The sequence below is a fragment of the Bacteroides salyersiae WAL 10018 = DSM 18765 = JCM 12988 genome (assembly GCF_000381365.1).
Classification (GTDB): Bacteria; Bacteroidota; Bacteroidia; order Bacteroidales; family Bacteroidaceae; genus Bacteroides; species Bacteroides salyersiae.
Map to the genome: position 1 here is coordinate 2,999,809 of NZ_KB905466.1, position 15,565 is coordinate 3,015,373.

Consider the following 15,565-nt stretch of genomic DNA (forward strand, 5'->3'; position numbering starts at 1 on the left):
CATTCACCTTTTTGGTGTAATACCTTTTCCATCGGCTTTGTAGGGTGAAGGGTCACTCTTTTTGAGGTGAATTGTTTAACCGGTGTACCCGGTACACATTTCCCCATTTTGTATGTTTTCGGACAACTCCTGCCGTTGCTAATATCTGGCTGAAATGATTCGGATTTGCACCCCGCATGGCCGTCGGATTGTGACGTTGTAATGTTTGGAAAATCTCGGCGGCCGATAGCAGTTCATAAGTATCTTCTTCAAAAGCCGGTCGGAAACAATTGCGAAGTACTTCTTCAGCCAATGTCTGACGATAGAACGAAAGATTGTGTTGCTGGATTTGTTGTTCTTCTTCTTTATTGAAGAAGTAACGCCTGTCTGCCATGAGCTCTGCTTTTAATTGGGCATAGATCTGCGAATGCTCAATCCCCTCCAGATTAATGGCTTGCTTCACTTCAATGCAAATATATCTTCGGCTACCGCTTGGGTCTGTTAATAAATCCATACGATTGGATGTGCCGATAAATGAGGCGATACGGGGAAGTAGACGGTAACTTTTTTGATGTGGTTTCCGGAGATTCAGTGTAGACAGTTGCATTAGGTTTTTAAGCTGTGGCATTTGGACGAGTGAGTATCGGTCGAATTCATCCAGGTTTATAAGAGCCATTTCTGCCAGTTTCCGTTCGGCATCTCCTTGTGAGGTGAGCGAAAATTTTTCGGTGTAATAGCGATGAAGGCAAGGGGGGGGCAAACCTTTGCAAAAGGTAGATTTCAGATGTCCCTGTTCGCTGCTGACAAGGATGGGAACTACACAATTTGCATGTACTTGTTCCTTTCCGGTCCATTGAGCTACAACTGCCAGCATCCAGGTGTGAAAACTTTTGATCCATATGGGTGATGTCGATACGCGCTGCGCCAGATCGGTGAGTCGGTCGTGACCATCTCATTCGGGGAGTTCTTTCATATAAAGTTGTAATGGGTGATACGAAGGTATGCGTGTGGAGAGTAGATAGCGGTTTAAATCCCGATCCCAGCATTTGATGCCTATTGTACGGGCATCCATACAAAGTGTATTCATTTCCCGTTGCCCGATCGGTGTGAATGCCGGGTCGGAAGAACTGTTTGGCCGGAATTCTGTCTCTTCTGTCAGCAAGTTATAACGAAAGTCATACTGCATTAATAAATAGTTTTGAAGTGCTTCGCTCGCTTCCTGCTCTTGGACCATCGTTTTGTTTTCGATTCTTCTTTTTTGCCCTGTTTTTGACTCATTGTTTGTTACTTTCCGATTCCACCGGAAGAAATTTCTGATCATTTCCGTAAGTTTCATGTTATTTTCGTTATTGGTTCTTAGGGGAAATGTAAGGTCGTCGATCCCTCTTTTTCGGATTTTCGGGGAATAGATTTATTGAAATCTGCTTAGTTGAAAATAACCTGGTAAATGCTTTGTTTCCTGCTTGTATTTACCTACTTTTGCATGAGAGTTATTAGCGTTTCACAATTGTGAGAAATTCGTCTCTCAATAATGAAACGTGCGTCTCTCATTTGTGAAAAACACGTCTCATAATTGTGAAACGATAATGTTTCCGGTGAGATTTTATGATTATCCTTAAAGAGAATACCGTTTATGGCAGTAGAATTTGAGTTTGCTCCGGTGCCGATGCCTTCAGGACGCCCGAAGAAATTACGTTACTATCCCCGCGTTGTAAATCGTCGCACAGTTTCGACTCCCGACATTGTGAAAGAAATTGAAATGGCTTGTACATTGACAAGAACCGATGTGGTGCTGTGCTTGATGCATTGAACCGTTCGTTGGTAGGCTGGTTGAAAGATGGATGGCGTGTTCATATCGATGGTATCGGATATTTTGATGTATCTTTGACTGCTCCGGAAACGCGAAATCCGAAGGATACCAGAGCTTCGAGCGTGAAATTTAAGAATGTTAACTTTCGTGCCGATAAAGAATTGCGTTACCGGGTGGCCGAACTGAAAGCTGAACGCTCAAAGGCCGGAAGCCATTCGGCTCATTTGTCGGAAATAGAGATAGATATGAAATTGACAGAGTTTTTTAGTGAGAACAGTATATTGGTCCGTCGCGATATCGAAAAAATCTGCCAAATGACACGTGTTACCGCTGGACGTTGTTTGAAGCGGTTGCAGGAAGAGAAGAAATTGAAGAATATCAATACCAAGCAGCAACCGGTATACGTTCCCGTACCCGGACATTACCGGACTTCATTGGAACGGTAGTCTCTTTCACCCTGAATCTCTTTACCACAGCCGGTTACAGTGAGAATGGTGAAAGCGATGAAGGGAGATAAAAACATGGAAATACTCACTATAAATATATTATTATGGAAAATCAGAATCCAAACAATCAGTTGCAGATAGAATTGAAAGAAGAAGTAGCTCAAGGCACTTATGCCAATTTGGCTATCATTACTCATTCCAGTTCAGAGTTTATTCTCGACTTTGTACGCGTGATGCCCGGGATACCGAAAGCCGGAGTTCAATCGCGTGTTGTTTTGGCACCCGAACATGCCAAACGACTGCTTCGTGCATTGGAAGAAAATATTGGTAAATATGAACGGGTATTTGGAGAAATTCGTATGCCCGGAGAGCATCAAGGGGGGACATTTATTCCGCCGATATCGGGTTTTAAAGGTGAAGCTTGATTCGGAAAAATGAATACCAGAGAGGCTTCTCACTACCTTCAAACAATAATTATTGCAGTTTGGAAAGAGGCGGGACTGGATACATGGGTATTGATGTATTGTAAAGCTTTACGATATGATCATGTCTGTGGATTTTTTAGCGAAAGAGGGGAATGGTACTTATATAGCGCTATTCCCTTTTTCTTTTATTGACAGTGAATTGATTATGAAAGCGTTTTTCTAAAAATAATCATATAACTCATTGTGTTTTCAAATATTATTCGTATTTTTGCAGCCCAAAATGTATAGTTACGAAATTAATATAACAATAATATAAATTAAAAACAATTTGAAATGCCTACAATTCAGCAATTAGTAAGAAAAGGACGCGAAGTGCTGGTGGAGAAAAGTAAATCTCCGGCCCTTGATTCATGTCCTCAAAGACGTGGCGTTTGCGTGAGAGTGTATACAACCACTCCGAAGAAACCGAACTCTGCAATGCGTAAAGTTGCCCGTGTACGTTTGACTAACCAAAAAGAGGTTAACTCATACATTCCGGGAGAAGGACACAACTTGCAGGAACACTCTATCGTATTGGTACGCGGTGGTCGTGTAAAAGACCTTCCGGGTGTGCGTTATCACATCGTTCGTGGTACTCTTGATACAGCAGGTGTAGCCGGACGTACTCAAAGACGTTCTAAATACGGTGCTAAACGTCCGAAACCGGGACAAGCAGCAGCTCCTGCAAAAGGAAAGAAAAAATAAAGAATAATTTCAAGTAATAACTTTCGTTTTAGTTTGTTGGAATAAGCTATAAGGTTGAGTAAATTCTCCGGTGGGAGAGTTGAAGACGTCGAAAAATAGACAACCAAAAACAAAAAACATTATTTTTCAAACAAATGAGAAAAGCTAAACCCAAAAAACGCGTTATCCTGCCGGATCCCGTTTACAATGACCAAAAGGTTTCAAAATTTGTGAATCACTTGATGTATGATGGTAAGAAAAATACATCTTATGAAATCTTTTACGCTGCTTTAGAAACAGTTAAAACAAAACTTCCTAACGAGGAAAAATCAGCTCTTGAAATTTGGAAAAAAGCGTTGGATAACGTGACTCCGCAAGTTGAAGTTAAGTCTCGCCGTGTAGGTGGTGCTACTTTCCAAGTTCCTACAGAAATCCGTCCGGATCGTAAAGAGTCAATTTCAATGAAAAATTTGATTTTGTTTGCTCGTAAAAGAGGTGGCAAATCAATGGCTGATAAACTTGCTGCCGAAATCATGGATGCATTCAATGAACAAGGTGGTGCTTACAAACGTAAAGAAGATATGCATAGAATGGCTGAAGCTAACCGTGCATTTGCTCATTTTAGATTCTAATGCTATAAGAAATAACCAATTCAGATTAAAAACTTAAAGTAAAGGAAGAACAAAATGGCAAAGAATGATTTACATTTGACTCGTAATATCGGTATCATGGCTCACATCGATGCCGGAAAAACAACTACTTCTGAACGTATCCTGTTTTACACCGGATTGACTCATAAAATTGGTGAGGTGCATGATGGCGCTGCTACAATGGACTGGATGGCTCAGGAGCAGGAACGTGGTATTACTATTACATCTGCTGCTACAACGACCAGATGGAAATATGATGGTAATACATATAAAATCAACTTGATTGATACTCCGGGACACGTTGACTTTACTGCCGAGGTAGAGCGTTCATTGCGTGTTCTTGATGGTGCTGTAGCTGCTTACTGTGCGGTAGGTGGTGTAGAACCGCAGTCGGAGACTGTATGGCGTCAGGCTGATAAATATAATGTACCGCGTATTGCGTACGTTAATAAAATGGACCGCTCTGGTGCTAATTTCTTTGATGTAGTAAGCCAGATGAAATCCGTTTTGGGTGCTAATCCGTGTCCGGTTGTGATCCCTATCGGTGCAGAAGAATCTTTCAAAGGGCTGGTTGATCTGATCAAGATGAAAGCTATCTACTGGCATGATGAGACAATGGGTGCTGACTATACAGTGGAAGAAATTCCTGCTAATCTCGTAGATGAAGCTCAGGAATGGAGAGACAAGATGTTGGAGAAAGTGGCAGAGTTTGATGATGCTTTGATGGAGAAATATTTCGATGATCCTTCTACTATTACTGAAGAAGAAATCTTGAGAGCTCTTCGTAATGCAACTGTTCGGATGGCTGTTGTCCCGATGCTTTGCGGTTCTTCGTTTAAGAATAAAGGTGTGCAGACGTTACTTGATTATGTTTGTGCTTTCCTGCCTTCTCCTTTGGATACAGAGAACGTGATCGGTACAAATCCGAATACGGGTGCTGAAGAAGACCGTAAACCGAGTGAGGATGAGAAAACTTCTGCTTTGGCGTTTAAAATCGCAACTGACCCTTATGTAGGCCGTTTGACTTTCTTCCGTGTATATTCTGGTAAGATTGAAGCTGGCTCTTATATTTATAACTCTCGTTCGGGTAAGAAAGAGCGTGTGTCTCGTCTGTTCCAGATGCACTCAAACAAGCAGAATCCGGTAGAGGTGATTAGCGCTGGTGATATCGGTGCTGGTGTTGGTTTCAAAGATATTCACACAGGTGATACTCTTTGCGACGAGACTGCTCCTATCGTACTTGAATCTATGGACTTCCCGGAACCGGTAATTGGTATCGCTGTTGAGCCTAAGACTCAGAAGGATATGGATAAACTGTCTAACGGTTTAGCTAAGTTAGCTGAAGAAGACCCGACGTTCACTGTGAAAACTGACGAACAGACTGGTCAGACGGTTATTTCCGGTATGGGTGAGCTTCACTTGGATATTATTATCGACCGTTTGAAACGTGAGTTTAAGGTAGAATGTAACCAAGGTAAGCCACAGGTAAACTATAAGGAGGCTATTACTAAGACGGTTAATCTCCGCGAAGTTTATAAGAAACAGTCTGGAGGTCGTGGTAAGTTTGCTGATATCATCGTAAATATCGGTCCGGTTGATGAAGATTTCAAAGAAGGCGGATTGCAGTTTGTTGACGAAGTGAAAGGTGGTAATATTCCTAAAGAATTTATCCCTGCTGTACAGAAAGGCTTTGCGAGTGCAATGAAAAATGGTGTATTGGCCGGTTATCCGCTTGATTCACTGAAGGTGACTTTGGTTGACGGTTCGTTCCATCCGGTTGACTCTGACCAGTTGTCATTTGAAATCTGTGCTATTCAGGCTTATAAAAATGCTTGTGCTAAGGCGGGTCCTGTTTTGATGGAGCCTATTATGAAACTGGAAGTTGTAACTCCGGAAGAGAATATGGGTGACGTTATTGGTGACTTGAACAAACGTCGCGGACAAGTTGAAGGTATGGAATCAAGCCGTTCTGGTGCCCGTATTGTGAAAGCAATGGTTCCGTTGGCAGAAATGTTCGGTTATGTAACCGCATTGCGTACCATCACTTCCGGTCGCGCGACCTCATCAATGGTATATTCTCATCATGCTCAAGTTTCTAACTCTATTGCTAAGGCAGTATTGGAAGAAGTTAAAGGACGTGCTGATCTACTCTAATAAAATACTGAAGCAGCAGGCTAGCGAATGACTCTTAGCCTGCCGCTTGTCTTATTTATATATATTATTAATTTAAACGAACAATGAGTCAGAAAATTAGAATTAAACTGAAATCTTATGACCACAACTTGGTTGACAAGTCAGCTGAGAAGATCGTGAGAACCGTGAAGGCTACAGGTGCTATCGTTAGTGGCCCGATTCCCCTTCCTACGCACAAGCGTATCTTTACTGTGAACCGTTCGACTTTCGTTAACAAGAAGTCTCGTGAACAGTTCGAACTCTCTTCTTATAAGAGATTGATTGATATCTATAGCTCAACGGCTAAGACTGTAGACGCTCTTATGAAACTGGAGTTGCCGAGTGGTGTAGAAGTAGAAATTAAAGTTTGATAATTAAAAATTAGTGAAATGCCAGGATTATTAGGAAAAAAAATCGGAATGACATCCGTTTTCAGTGCTGATGGTAAGAATGTACCATGCACTGTTATCGAAGCAGGTCCTTGTGTTGTTACTCAGATTAAGACCGTAGAAAAAGATGGCTATGCGGCTGTGCAGTTGGGTTTCCAGGATAAAAAGGAAAAACATACTACTAAACCGTTGATGGGGCACTTTAAAAAGGCAGGAGTAACACCGAAGAGACACTTGGCCGAGTTCAAAGAATTTGAGAATGAGTTAAACCTTGGTGATGCAGTTACCGTAGAATTGTTCGAAGGCGCTGATTATGTTGATGTAGTCGGAACTTCTAAAGGTAAGGGCTTTCAAGGTGTTGTTAAGAGACACGGCTTTGGTGGTGTAGGCCAGACTACTCACGGTCAGCACAATCGTGCCCGTAAACCGGGTTCTATCGGTGCTTGTTCTTACCCTGCAAAAGTATTCAAAGGAATGCGTATGGGTGGACAAATGGGTGGTGACAGAGTTACCGTTCAAAACTTGCAGGTATTAAAAGTAATCGCGGAGCACAATCTTCTTTTGATTAAGGGTTCTGTACCGGGTTGCAAAGGTTCAATCGTAATAATTGAGAAATAATGGAAGTTAACGTATATAACATTAAAGGTGAAGACACTGGGAGAAAGGTTACGTTAAACGAATCTATCTTCGGAATTGAGCCCAACGACCACGCTATCTATTTGGATGTAAAGCAATTTTTGGCTAATCAGCGTCAGGGTACTCATAAATCGAAAGAAAGAAGTGAGATCAGTGGTTCTACGCGTAAGATCGGCCGTCAAAAAGGTGGTGGCGGTGCACGTCGTGGTGATATGAACTCGCCGGTCCTTGTTGGTGGTGGTCGTGTATTTGGTCCTCAACCAAGAGACTATTACTTCAAGTTGAATAAAAAAGTTAAGACATTGGCTCGTAAGTCAGCTTTGTCTTATAAAGCTCAAAACAACGCAATTGTTGTGCTTGAAGACTTCGTTTTTGAAGCTCCAAAGACGAAAGATTTCGTTGCAATGACAAAAAAACTTAAAGTTTCTGATAAAAAGCTGCTTATGATTTTACCAGAAGCAAATAAAAACGTATATTTGTCAGCTCGTAACATAAAGGGTGCTAACGTGCAGACTATCTCAGGATTAAATACTTACAGAGTATTGAATGCTGGGGTTGTTGTGCTTACTGAAAACTCTTTGAAGGCTATTGACAATATCTTAATTTAAAAAGGAGGCTTAAATAATGGGAATTATTATTAAACCGTTGGTGACAGAAAAAATGACTGCAATAACTGATAAGCTGAATCGTTTCGGCTTTGTTGTGCGTCCTGAAGCTAATAAACTGGAAATTAAGAGCGAAGTTGAAGCCCTTTATAATGTTACGGTTGTTGATGTGAATACTGTGAAGTATGCCGGTAAAAATAAGAGCCGTTATACGAAAGCGGGTATCATCAACGGTCGTACAAATGCTTACAAGAAAGCAATTGTAACGCTGAAAGAAGGAGATACTATTGATTTTTATAGCAATATTTAATAAAAATGGCAGTACGTAAATTTAAGCCCACAACACCGGGGCAAAGACATAAGATTATTGGTACTTTCGAAGAAATTACTGCATCAGTACCAGAAAAGTCGCTTGTATATGGTAAGAAATCATCTGGTGGTCGCAATAGCGAAGGTAAGATGACTATGCGCTACATTGGTGGCGGCCACAGAAAAGTGATCAGAATTGTCGATTTCAAGAGAAATAAAGACGGTGTTCCAGCAGTTGTTAAGACAATTGAGTATGATCCGAACCGTTCGGCTCGTATCGCTTTGTTGTATTATGCTGATGGTGAAAAAAGATATATTATTGCTCCCAATGGATTGCAAGTTGGTGCGACTTTGATGTCAGGTGAAAATGCAGCGCCAGAGATTGGTAATGCACTTCCTCTTCAGAATATTCCGGTCGGTACTGTAATTCACAACATCGAATTACGTCCGGGACAGGGCGCTGCTCTGGTTCGCTCGGCTGGTAATTTTGCTCAGTTAACTTCGAGAGAAGGTAAATACTGTGTTATTAAATTACCTTCAGGTGAGGTTAGACAAATACTTAGCACTTGTAAAGCTACTGTCGGTAGTGTAGGAAACTCAGATCATGGATTGGAAAGCTCAGGTAAGGCAGGTCGCTCTCGTTGGCAGGGTCGTCGTCCTCGTAACCGTGGTGTTGTAATGAACCCGGTTGATCACCCGATGGGTGGTGGTGAAGGACGTGCTTCCGGAGGACACCCGAGATCTCGTAAGGGATTGTACGCTAAGGGACTTAAGACTAGAGCTCCTAAGAAACAGTCGTCTAAGTATATTATTGAGAGAAGAAAGAAGTAATCTGATTAATTGAGTAAACTATGAGTCGTTCATTAAAAAAAGGTCCGTATATTAACGTAAAGCTTGAGAAGAAAGTTCTTGCTATGAATGAATCGGGCAAGAAAGTTGTTGTTAAGACTTGGGCCAGAGCTTCAATGATTTCGCCTGATTTCGTAGGCCATACAGTTGCAGTTCATAACGGAAATAAATTTATTCCTGTATACGTTACCGAAAATATGGTAGGTCACAAGTTGGGCGAATTTGCTCCAACTCGTACTTTCAGAGGACACGCTGGTAACAAGAAAAAATAACAGGATTTATCTGAAATAATAAAGTAATAAATATAATGGGAGCAAGAAAAAAAATATCGGCTGAAAAAAGAAAGGAAGCCCTTAAGACCATGTATTTTGCTAAATTGCAAAATGTTCCTACTTCTCCTCGCAAAATGCGTCTCGTGGCTGACATGATTCGCGGGATGGAAGTGAACAGAGCACTTGGCGTTTTGAAGTTTTCTTCAAAAGAAGCTGCTGCAAGAGTGGAGAAATTGCTGCGCTCTGCTATAGCTAACTGGGAGCAGAAAAACGAACGTAAAGCTGAAAGCGGCGAATTATTTGTAACTAAGATTTTTGTTGATGGTGGTGCTACACTCAAACGAATGAGACCGGCTCCGCAGGGTAGAGGTTACAGAATCCGCAAACGTTCAAATCACGTAACATTGTTCGTTGATTCAAAGAGTAATAACGAAGATCAAAATTAAGGTAGATGGGACAAAAAGTTAATCCAATAAGCAACCGTTTAGGAATTATCAGAGGATGGGATTCTAACTGGTATGGTGGAAATGATTACGGTGATTCTTTGCTGGAAGATAGCAAGATCCGTAAATATCTTAATGCTAGACTTGCAAAGGCAAGCGTTTCAAGAATCGTGATCGAACGTACATTGAAACTCGTTACTATTACTGTTTGTACAGCTCGTCCGGGTATTATTATCGGTAAAGGTGGCCAGGAAGTTGATAAGTTGAAAGAAGAGTTGAAGAAGGTTACCGACAAAGATATTCAGATCAATATCTTTGAAGTAAAAAGACCGGAACTGGATGCTGTGATTGTTGCTAACAACATCGCTCGTCAGGTAGAAGGTAAAATTGCCTATCGCCGTGCCATTAAGATGGCTATCGCAAATACTATGCGTATGGGTGCTGAAGGTATCAAAATTCAGATTTCAGGACGTTTGAATGGAGCTGAAATGGCTCGTTCTGAAATGTATAAAGAAGGAAGAACTCCGTTGCACACTTTTAGAGCAGATATCGATTATTGTCATGCGGAAGCTTTGACTAAAGTGGGTCTTCTCGGTATTAAAGTTTGGATTTGTAGAGGTGAAGTGTTTGGTAAGAAAGAATTGGCTCCGAACTTTACACAAAACAAAGAAAGTGGTCGTGGAAACAATGGTGGAAACAACGGCGGCGGAAAGAACTTCAAAAGAAAGAAAAATAATCGCTAAACGAATTTGAATTTTAGGAAACTATGTTACAACCGAAAAAGACAAAATTCAGAAGACAACAGAAAGGACGGGCTAAAGGTGTTGCACAAAGAGGCAACCAGCTTGCTTTTGGTTCTTTTGGAATTAAGGCTTTGGAAACGAAATGGATCACAGGCCGCCAGATTGAAGCTGCTCGTATTGCAGTAACAAGATATATGCAACGTCAGGGACAAATTTGGATTCGTATATTCCCGGATAAACCTATTACAAGAAAACCTGCTGATGTACGTATGGGTAAAGGTAAGGGTGCTCCCGAAGGATTCGTGGCTCCTGTTACTCCGGGTAGAATTATTATTGAAGCAGAAGGTGTTTCTTACGAAATCGCAAAAGAAGCTCTTCGCTTAGCTGCTCAAAAACTTCCTATCACTACGAAGTTTGTAGTGAGACGTGATTATGATATTCAAAATCAAAATGCGTAACGTTTATGAAAATTGCAGAAATTAAAGAAATGTCTACTGCTGACTTAGCAGAAAGAATTGAAGCAGAAGTAGTGAATTATAACCAGACGGTTATTAACCATGCTATTTCTCCTCTGGAAAACCCTGCGCAAATTAAACAGTTACGCAGGACTATTGCGCGTATGAAAACAGAGTTGCGCGAAAGAGAACTTAACAATAAATGATCAGCTCGATGGAAGCAAGAAATTTAAGAAAAGAAAGAACAGGTGTTGTATTGAGCAATAAGATGGATAAAACCGTTACTGTTGCTGCCAAATTCAAGGAAAAACACCCTATATATGGTAAGTTCGTTAGTAAAACGAAGAAGTACCATGCTCACGATGAAAAGAATGAATGCAATGTAGGTGATACAGTACGCATTATGGAAACTCGTCCTTTGAGCAAGACTAAGAGATGGAGATTAGTAGAAATAATTGAAAGAGCTAAGTAATTATGATACAAGTAGAATCCAGACTTACAGTATGTGACAACAGTGGAGCTAAAGAAGCTCTTTGTATCCGCGTTTTGGGCGGTACAAGACGTCGCTATGCTTCAGTAGGGGACGTTATTGTCGTTTCTGTAAAGAGCGTCATTCCCTCGGGTGATATTAAAAAAGGTGCAGTGTCTAAAGCTTTGATCGTACGTACTAAGAAAGAAATCCGTCGTCCCGATGGCTCTTATATACGTTTTGATGATAATGCTTGCGTTTTGTTAAACAATGCAGGTGAAATTAGAGGTAGTCGTATTTTCGGTCCGGTAGCTCGTGAACTTCGTGCTACTAACATGAAAGTTGTGTCACTTGCGCCTGAGGTACTTTAATTTTTTAAAGGATTTAAGTAATGAGTAAATTACATATTAAAAAAGGCGATACAGTATGTATCATAGCGGGAGAATCTAAAAGCCAAGATCGTAGTAATGGCACTTGGAAAACCGGGAAGGTTTTGAAGGTTCTTGTAAAAGAACAGAAGGTGATAGTGGAAGGCTTTAACATGATATCAAAGAGTACTAAACCGAATGCGAAGAATCCGCAGGGTGGTATCATTAAACAGGAAGCACCTATTCACATCTCTAACGTTGCATTGGTGGATCCGAAAACTGGTAAGCCTACTCGCGTTGCTATTAAAGTTAAAGAAGATGGTACTAAAGTACGCATCGCTAAAAAATCAGGAGAGGAGATTAAGTAATGAGTAATACTGCAAGCCTTAAGAAAGAATATGCAGAGCGTATTGCGCCTGCACTGAAGTCAAAGTTCCAGTACTCTTCATCAATGCAGGTGCCCGTACTTAAGAAGATTGTTATCAATCAGGGGTTAGGTATGGCTGTTGCCGACAAGAAGATCATTGAAGTAGCTATTAACGAGTTGACAGCAATTACCGGCCAGAAAGCCGTAGCAACTATCTCTCGTAAAGATATCGCTAACTTTAAGTTGCGTAAGAAGATGCCGATTGGAGTAATGGTTACTTTGCGTCGTGAAAGAATGTACGAATTCCTAGAAAAATTGGTTCGCGTGGCTCTACCACGTATCCGTGACTTCAAAGGTATTGAAAGTAAGTTCGATGGAATGGGTAACTATACCCTTGGTATTCAGGAGCAAATAATTTTCCCTGAAATTAATATCGATAGTATTACAAGAATTCTCGGAATGAATATTACCTTTGTAACCTCTGCGCAGACAGATGAAGAAGGTTATGCCTTGTTGAAGGAATTCGGTTTACCGTTTAAAAACGCTAAAAAAGACTGATAAATTATGGCAAAGGAATCAATGAAAGCACGCGAAGTTAAGCGTGCTAAATTAGTAGCCAAATATGCCGAAAGAAGAGCTGCTTTGAAGCAAATTGTGAGAACAGGTGATCCTGCTGATGCTTTTGAAGCAGCACAGAAATTGCAGGAACTGCCTAAGAATTCTAATCCGATCCGCATGCACAATCGTTGCAAGCTGACTGGTCGTCCGAAAGGATATATCCGTCAATTCGGTATTTCAAGAATCCAGTTCCGCGAGATGGCATCTAACGGCCTTATTCCAGGTGTAAAGAAAGCAAGCTGGTAATTTTATTGTTTAAATATTGTCAGGGTAGTCCTGATTAATTTAATTATTTATTATATGACTGATCCAATAGCAGATTATTTGACGAGGTTGCGGAACGCTATTCAAGCAAAACACAGAGTAGTAGAAGTTCCTGCTTCAAATTTGAAAAAAGAAATCACTAAGATTCTTTTTGAAAAAGGCTACATCCTTAATTATAAGTTTGTAGAAGATGGTCCTCAGGGAACGATCAAGGTTGCCTTGAAGTACGATTCAGTTAACAAGGTTAACGCAATCAAAAAACTTGTAAGAATATCTTCTCCGGGTTTACGCCAGTATACCGGTTACAAAGATATGCCGCGTGTTATTAATGGTTTGGGTATTGCTATTATATCTACTTCCAAAGGTGTAATGACAAACAAAGAAGCTGCTGAGCTGAAAATCGGTGGTGAAGTATTGTGTTATGTATATTAATAGGAGGAAAAAGCAATGTCAAGAATAGGAAAATTACCCATTAGTATTCCTGCGGGAGTAACAGTTACTCTGAAGGATAATGTGGTTACCGTAAAGGGACCCAAAGGCGAACTTAGCCAATATGTGAATCCTGCTATCAATGTTTCTATTGAAGATGGACACGTAACTTTAAGTGAAAACGAAAATGCAATGCTTGATAATCCGAAGCAAAAACATGCTTTCCACGGTTTGTACCGTTCATTGGTTCACAACATGGTTGTGGGCGTATCTGAAGGTTACAAGAAAGAGTTGGAGCTTGTCGGTGTAGGTTATCGTGCTTCTAACCAGGGAAACATCATTGAATTGGCCTTAGGTTACACACACAATATCTTTATACAGTTGCCTTCTGAGGTTAAAGTAGAGACAAAATCTGAAAGAAATAAGAATCCTCTTATTATCTTAGAGTCTTGCGATAAACAGTTGCTAGGTCAAGTTTGCTCTAAAATACGTTCTTTCCGTAAGCCTGAACCATATAAGGGAAAAGGTATTAAGTTTGTTGGCGAAGAGATTCGCAGAAAGTCTGGTAAATCAGCCGGCGCTAAGTAGATTAAATAAATTTATATCATCATGACAACAAAAATAGAAAGACGAATTAAGATCAAATATAGAGTACGCAATAAAGTGTCAGGTACTACTGCATGTCCGCGTATGAGTGTATTTAGAAGTAACAAGCAAATCTATGTCCAGATTATCGACGATTTGTCAGGTAAGACTTTGGCAGCTGCTTCATCTCTTGGTATGACTGAGAAGTTACCCAAAAAAGAGCAAGCTGTTAAGGTTGGGGAAATGATTGCTAAAAAGGCTCAGGAAGCAGGTATTACTACCGTTGTTTTCGACCGTAATGGTTACTTGTATCATGGGAGAGTAAAAGAAGTGGCTGATGCTGCTCGTAACGGTGGACTTAAATTTTAATCATTATGGCAGGAGTAAATAATAGAGTTAAAGTTTCTAACGATATAGAACTGAAAGATAGACTGGTTGCTATCAATCGTGTTACTAAGGTAACCAAAGGTGGTAGAACTTTTAGTTTCTCTGCAATTGTTGTTGTAGGTAACGAAGAAGGAATCATTGGTTGGGGGCTTGGTAAAGCAGGTGAAGTAACAGCGGCTATCGCAAAGGGTGTTGAATCTGCTAAGAAAAATCTGGTTAAAGTTCCGGTTTTGAAAGGTACGGTTCCTCACGAACAAACAGCAAAATTTGGTGGAGCTGAAGTATTCATCAAGCCTGCATCCCACGGAACCGGTGTTGTAGCTGGTGGTGCTATGCGTGCTGTATTGGAGAGTGTTGGTGTAACAGATGTTTTGGCCAAATCAAAAGGTTCTTCCAATCCGCACAACTTGGTTAAGGCTACTATCATGGCTTTAGGCGAAATGCGTGATGCAAGAATGGTTGCTCAGAACAGAGGAATTAGTGTTGAAAAAGTATTTAGAGGATAAGGAGGAGATATGTCAACTATAAAGATCAAACAAGTTAAAAGCAGAATTGGTGCTCCAGCTGATCAAAAAAGAACTCTTGATGCACTGGGACTTCGTAAACTGAATCGTGTGGTTGAGCACGAATGTACTCCTTCAATTCTTGGGATGGTAGATAAGGTTAAACACTTGGTTACCATTGTTAAGTAATTATTTGTTGAATAAATAAAACGAATTACAATATGAACTTAAGTAATTTAAAACCTGCAGAAGGCTCTACTAAAACAAGAAAAAGAATCGGACGCGGTCCGGGATCTGGTTTAGGAGGTACTTCTACAAGAGGTCATAAAGGAGCTAAATCAAGATCTGGATACTCTAAAAAGATCGGTTTTGAAGGTGGTCAGATGCCTCTTCAACGTCGTGTACCTAAATTTGGTTTTAAGAATATCAATCGCGTAGAATATAAGGCTATTAATCTTGATACAATTCAGAAATTGGCTGAAGCTAAGAATTTGGAGAAAGTAGGTGTTAATGACTTTATCGAAGCTGGATTTATTTCTTCAAGCCAGTTGGTAAAAGTATTAGGTAACGGAACTTTGACTACTAAGCTGGATGTAGAAGCTCATGCATTTTCAAAGAGTGCAACTGCTGCTATCGAAGCTATAGGTGGAACTGTAGTAAAACTCTGAT

The 15,565-nt window shown here is 40.6% G+C and carries 27 protein-coding genes and 2 pseudogenes; 26 read left to right on the top strand and 3 right to left on the bottom strand.

Annotated features, from left to right (window positions below; all coding sequences use genetic code 11):
• Positions 1 to 52: 52 nt before the first annotated feature.
• The 3 genes and pseudogenes from HMPREF1532_RS22025 to HMPREF1532_RS22035 form a co-directional block, all read right to left on the bottom strand.
• On the bottom strand, positions 53 to 292 hold the full coding sequence (locus HMPREF1532_RS22025) for a DUF3874 domain-containing protein (RefSeq protein WP_373133579.1): 240 nt from the start codon (positions 290 to 292) through the stop codon (positions 53 to 55).
• Positions 293 to 322: 30 nt separating this feature from the next.
• Positions 323 to 916: pseudogene (locus HMPREF1532_RS22030) on the bottom strand (VapE domain-containing protein); the annotation flags it as partial.
• Positions 917 to 931: 15 nt separating this feature from the next.
• Positions 932 to 1,315 (bottom strand): hypothetical protein, encoded by a 384-nt coding sequence (locus HMPREF1532_RS22035; RefSeq protein ID WP_005929001.1) that lies wholly within the window; start codon positions 1,313 to 1,315, stop codon positions 932 to 934.
• A 330-nt stretch (positions 1,316 to 1,645) separates the two neighbouring features.
• On the opposite strand from HMPREF1532_RS22035, the pseudogene HMPREF1532_RS11025 reads away from it, so the two are divergent.
• The 26 genes and pseudogenes from HMPREF1532_RS11025 (at position 1,646) to rplO (ending at position 15,564) form a co-directional block, all read left to right on the top strand.
• Positions 1,646 to 2,235 (top strand): annotated as a pseudogene (locus tag HMPREF1532_RS11025) (HU family DNA-binding protein).
• A 104-nt stretch (positions 2,236 to 2,339) separates the two neighbouring features.
• On the top strand, positions 2,340 to 2,660 hold the full coding sequence (locus HMPREF1532_RS11030; protein WP_005929010.1) for a DUF3467 domain-containing protein: 321 nt from the start codon (positions 2,340 to 2,342) through the stop codon (positions 2,658 to 2,660).
• A gap of 333 nt (positions 2,661 to 2,993) precedes the next feature.
• Positions 2,994 to 3,404 carry a 30S ribosomal protein S12 gene (gene rpsL, locus HMPREF1532_RS11035; RefSeq protein ID WP_002558078.1) on the top strand — a complete coding sequence of 137 codons (411 nt, stop codon included), beginning with the start codon at positions 2,994 to 2,996 and terminating at the stop codon, positions 3,402 to 3,404.
• Positions 3,405 to 3,538: 134 nt separating this feature from the next.
• Positions 3,539 to 4,015, top strand: coding sequence for a 30S ribosomal protein S7 (rpsG, locus tag HMPREF1532_RS11040; protein WP_002558077.1), 477 nt, complete (start codon positions 3,539 to 3,541; stop codon positions 4,013 to 4,015).
• A 54-nt stretch (positions 4,016 to 4,069) separates the two neighbouring features.
• Positions 4,070 to 6,187: an elongation factor G gene (fusA, locus tag HMPREF1532_RS11045; protein WP_005929017.1), complete on the top strand. Its 2,118-nt coding sequence runs from the start codon at positions 4,070 to 4,072 to the stop codon at positions 6,185 to 6,187.
• A gap of 83 nt (positions 6,188 to 6,270) precedes the next feature.
• Positions 6,271 to 6,576 carry a 30S ribosomal protein S10 gene (rpsJ, locus tag HMPREF1532_RS11050; RefSeq protein WP_002558075.1) on the top strand — a complete coding sequence of 102 codons (306 nt, stop codon included), beginning with the start codon at positions 6,271 to 6,273 and terminating at the stop codon, positions 6,574 to 6,576.
• An 18-nt stretch (positions 6,577 to 6,594) separates the two neighbouring features.
• On the top strand, positions 6,595 to 7,212 hold the full coding sequence (rplC, locus tag HMPREF1532_RS11055) for a 50S ribosomal protein L3 (protein WP_005929021.1): 618 nt from the start codon (positions 6,595 to 6,597) through the stop codon (positions 7,210 to 7,212).
• Complete coding sequence (gene rplD, locus HMPREF1532_RS11060) at positions 7,212 to 7,838, top strand: 50S ribosomal protein L4 (protein ID WP_005929024.1); 627 nt, start codon at positions 7,212 to 7,214, stop codon at positions 7,836 to 7,838. Before rplC ends, rplD begins: the two co-directional genes overlap by 1 nt.
• A 16-nt stretch (positions 7,839 to 7,854) precedes the next feature.
• Positions 7,855 to 8,145 (top strand): 50S ribosomal protein L23, encoded by a 291-nt coding sequence (gene rplW, locus HMPREF1532_RS11065; protein ID WP_005929027.1) that lies wholly within the window; start codon positions 7,855 to 7,857, stop codon positions 8,143 to 8,145.
• A gap of 5 nt (positions 8,146 to 8,150) precedes the next feature.
• Entirely contained in the window at positions 8,151 to 8,975 is an 825-nt protein-coding gene (gene rplB / locus HMPREF1532_RS11070) for a 50S ribosomal protein L2 (protein WP_002558071.1), read from the top strand.
• A 20-nt stretch (positions 8,976 to 8,995) separates the two neighbouring features.
• The gene (gene rpsS, locus HMPREF1532_RS11075; RefSeq protein ID WP_002558070.1) at positions 8,996 to 9,265 is read left to right on the top strand and encodes a 30S ribosomal protein S19; all 270 of its coding nucleotides are present in this window, start codon (positions 8,996 to 8,998) and stop codon (positions 9,263 to 9,265) included.
• Positions 9,266 to 9,300: 35 nt separating this feature from the next.
• A complete protein-coding gene (gene rplV, locus HMPREF1532_RS11080) occupies positions 9,301 to 9,711 on the top strand; it encodes a 50S ribosomal protein L22 (protein ID WP_002558069.1) in 411 nt (136 codons plus the stop codon).
• 5 nt (positions 9,712 to 9,716) lie between these two features.
• The gene (gene rpsC, locus HMPREF1532_RS11085; RefSeq protein WP_005929031.1) at positions 9,717 to 10,451 is read left to right on the top strand and encodes a 30S ribosomal protein S3; all 735 of its coding nucleotides are present in this window, start codon (positions 9,717 to 9,719) and stop codon (positions 10,449 to 10,451) included.
• 23 nt (positions 10,452 to 10,474) lie between these two features.
• On the top strand, positions 10,475 to 10,909 hold the full coding sequence (rplP, locus tag HMPREF1532_RS11090; protein ID WP_005929034.1) for a 50S ribosomal protein L16: 435 nt from the start codon (positions 10,475 to 10,477) through the stop codon (positions 10,907 to 10,909).
• A gap of 5 nt (positions 10,910 to 10,914) precedes the next feature.
• A complete protein-coding gene (rpmC, locus tag HMPREF1532_RS11095) occupies positions 10,915 to 11,112 on the top strand; it encodes a 50S ribosomal protein L29 (protein ID WP_005929037.1) in 198 nt (65 codons plus the stop codon).
• Complete coding sequence (gene rpsQ / locus HMPREF1532_RS11100) at positions 11,109 to 11,378, top strand: 30S ribosomal protein S17 (protein ID WP_085930778.1); 270 nt, start codon at positions 11,109 to 11,111, stop codon at positions 11,376 to 11,378. Before rpmC ends, rpsQ begins: the two co-directional genes overlap by 4 nt.
• A gap of 2 nt (positions 11,379 to 11,380) precedes the next feature.
• Entirely contained in the window at positions 11,381 to 11,746 is a 366-nt protein-coding gene (gene rplN / locus HMPREF1532_RS11105; protein ID WP_005929039.1) for a 50S ribosomal protein L14, read from the top strand.
• Positions 11,747 to 11,766: 20 nt separating this feature from the next.
• Positions 11,767 to 12,111 carry a 50S ribosomal protein L24 gene (gene rplX / locus HMPREF1532_RS11110; RefSeq protein ID WP_005929042.1) on the top strand — a complete coding sequence of 115 codons (345 nt, stop codon included), beginning with the start codon at positions 11,767 to 11,769 and terminating at the stop codon, positions 12,109 to 12,111.
• The gene (rplE, locus tag HMPREF1532_RS11115; protein ID WP_005929044.1) at positions 12,111 to 12,668 is read left to right on the top strand and encodes a 50S ribosomal protein L5; all 558 of its coding nucleotides are present in this window, start codon (positions 12,111 to 12,113) and stop codon (positions 12,666 to 12,668) included. The genes rplX and rplE overlap by 1 nt, the downstream gene beginning before the upstream one ends.
• A gap of 6 nt (positions 12,669 to 12,674) precedes the next feature.
• Positions 12,675 to 12,974, top strand: a complete 300-nt coding sequence (gene rpsN, locus HMPREF1532_RS11120; RefSeq protein WP_004296337.1) for a 30S ribosomal protein S14 — start codon at positions 12,675 to 12,677, stop codon at positions 12,972 to 12,974.
• 54 nt (positions 12,975 to 13,028) lie between these two features.
• Positions 13,029 to 13,424, top strand: coding sequence for a 30S ribosomal protein S8 (gene rpsH / locus HMPREF1532_RS11125; protein WP_005929047.1), 396 nt, complete (start codon positions 13,029 to 13,031; stop codon positions 13,422 to 13,424).
• Between the two features lie 15 nt (positions 13,425 to 13,439).
• A complete protein-coding gene (gene rplF / locus HMPREF1532_RS11130) occupies positions 13,440 to 14,009 on the top strand; it encodes a 50S ribosomal protein L6 (protein ID WP_005929051.1) in 570 nt (189 codons plus the stop codon).
• A 21-nt stretch (positions 14,010 to 14,030) separates the two neighbouring features.
• On the top strand, positions 14,031 to 14,375 hold the full coding sequence (rplR, locus tag HMPREF1532_RS11135) for a 50S ribosomal protein L18 (protein WP_005929054.1): 345 nt from the start codon (positions 14,031 to 14,033) through the stop codon (positions 14,373 to 14,375).
• A gap of 5 nt (positions 14,376 to 14,380) precedes the next feature.
• Positions 14,381 to 14,899 (top strand): 30S ribosomal protein S5, encoded by a 519-nt coding sequence (rpsE, locus tag HMPREF1532_RS11140; RefSeq protein WP_005929056.1) that lies wholly within the window; start codon positions 14,381 to 14,383, stop codon positions 14,897 to 14,899.
• Positions 14,900 to 14,908: 9 nt separating this feature from the next.
• Positions 14,909 to 15,085, top strand: coding sequence for a 50S ribosomal protein L30 (rpmD, locus tag HMPREF1532_RS11145; protein ID WP_005929058.1), 177 nt, complete (start codon positions 14,909 to 14,911; stop codon positions 15,083 to 15,085).
• Positions 15,086 to 15,117: 32 nt separating this feature from the next.
• Entirely contained in the window at positions 15,118 to 15,564 is a 447-nt protein-coding gene (gene rplO / locus HMPREF1532_RS11150; protein ID WP_005929059.1) for a 50S ribosomal protein L15, read from the top strand.
• The last annotated feature ends 1 nt before the right edge of the window (position 15,565 follow it).

What these genes read in the sequence shown, in the direction of transcription:
- rpmD (WP_005929058.1), top strand. Translation starts at nt 14,909, where the DNA reads ATGTCAACTATAAAGATCAAACAAGTTAAAAGCAGAATTGGTGCTCCA.
- rpsE (WP_005929056.1), top strand. Translation starts at nt 14,381, where the DNA reads ATGGCAGGAGTAAATAATAGAGTTAAAGTTTCTAACGATATAGAACTG.
- rpsQ (WP_085930778.1), top strand. Translation starts at nt 11,109, where the DNA reads ATGATCAGCTCGATGGAAGCAAGAAATTTAAGAAAAGAAAGAACAGGT.
- rplC (WP_005929021.1), top strand. Translation starts at nt 6,595, where the DNA reads ATGCCAGGATTATTAGGAAAAAAAATCGGAATGACATCCGTTTTCAGT.
- rplX (WP_005929042.1), top strand. Translation starts at nt 11,767, where the DNA reads ATGAGTAAATTACATATTAAAAAAGGCGATACAGTATGTATCATAGCG.
- HMPREF1532_RS11030 (WP_005929010.1), top strand. Translation starts at nt 2,340, where the DNA reads ATGGAAAATCAGAATCCAAACAATCAGTTGCAGATAGAATTGAAAGAA.
- rplB (WP_002558071.1), top strand. Translation starts at nt 8,151, where the DNA reads ATGGCAGTACGTAAATTTAAGCCCACAACACCGGGGCAAAGACATAAG.
- HMPREF1532_RS22035 (WP_005929001.1), bottom strand. Translation starts at nt 1,315, where the DNA reads ATGAAACTTACGGAAATGATCAGAAATTTCTTCCGGTGGAATCGGAAA.
- rplW (WP_005929027.1), top strand. Translation starts at nt 7,855, where the DNA reads ATGGGAATTATTATTAAACCGTTGGTGACAGAAAAAATGACTGCAATA.
- rplF (WP_005929051.1), top strand. Translation starts at nt 13,440, where the DNA reads ATGTCAAGAATAGGAAAATTACCCATTAGTATTCCTGCGGGAGTAACA.
- rplN (WP_005929039.1), top strand. Translation starts at nt 11,381, where the DNA reads ATGATACAAGTAGAATCCAGACTTACAGTATGTGACAACAGTGGAGCT.
- rplE (WP_005929044.1), top strand. Translation starts at nt 12,111, where the DNA reads ATGAGTAATACTGCAAGCCTTAAGAAAGAATATGCAGAGCGTATTGCG.
- rpsH (WP_005929047.1), top strand. Translation starts at nt 13,029, where the DNA reads ATGACTGATCCAATAGCAGATTATTTGACGAGGTTGCGGAACGCTATT.
- rpsS (WP_002558070.1), top strand. Translation starts at nt 8,996, where the DNA reads ATGAGTCGTTCATTAAAAAAAGGTCCGTATATTAACGTAAAGCTTGAG.
- rplD (WP_005929024.1), top strand. Translation starts at nt 7,212, where the DNA reads ATGGAAGTTAACGTATATAACATTAAAGGTGAAGACACTGGGAGAAAG.
- rpmC (WP_005929037.1), top strand. Translation starts at nt 10,915, where the DNA reads ATGAAAATTGCAGAAATTAAAGAAATGTCTACTGCTGACTTAGCAGAA.
- rpsL (WP_002558078.1), top strand. Translation starts at nt 2,994, where the DNA reads ATGCCTACAATTCAGCAATTAGTAAGAAAAGGACGCGAAGTGCTGGTG.
- rplR (WP_005929054.1), top strand. Translation starts at nt 14,031, where the DNA reads ATGACAACAAAAATAGAAAGACGAATTAAGATCAAATATAGAGTACGC.
- rplO (WP_005929059.1), top strand. Translation starts at nt 15,118, where the DNA reads ATGAACTTAAGTAATTTAAAACCTGCAGAAGGCTCTACTAAAACAAGA.
- rpsJ (WP_002558075.1), top strand. Translation starts at nt 6,271, where the DNA reads ATGAGTCAGAAAATTAGAATTAAACTGAAATCTTATGACCACAACTTG.
- rpsN (WP_004296337.1), top strand. Translation starts at nt 12,675, where the DNA reads ATGGCAAAGGAATCAATGAAAGCACGCGAAGTTAAGCGTGCTAAATTA.
- rplV (WP_002558069.1), top strand. Translation starts at nt 9,301, where the DNA reads ATGGGAGCAAGAAAAAAAATATCGGCTGAAAAAAGAAAGGAAGCCCTT.
- fusA (WP_005929017.1), top strand. Translation starts at nt 4,070, where the DNA reads ATGGCAAAGAATGATTTACATTTGACTCGTAATATCGGTATCATGGCT.
- rpsC (WP_005929031.1), top strand. Translation starts at nt 9,717, where the DNA reads ATGGGACAAAAAGTTAATCCAATAAGCAACCGTTTAGGAATTATCAGA.
- rplP (WP_005929034.1), top strand. Translation starts at nt 10,475, where the DNA reads ATGTTACAACCGAAAAAGACAAAATTCAGAAGACAACAGAAAGGACGG.
- rpsG (WP_002558077.1), top strand. Translation starts at nt 3,539, where the DNA reads ATGAGAAAAGCTAAACCCAAAAAACGCGTTATCCTGCCGGATCCCGTT.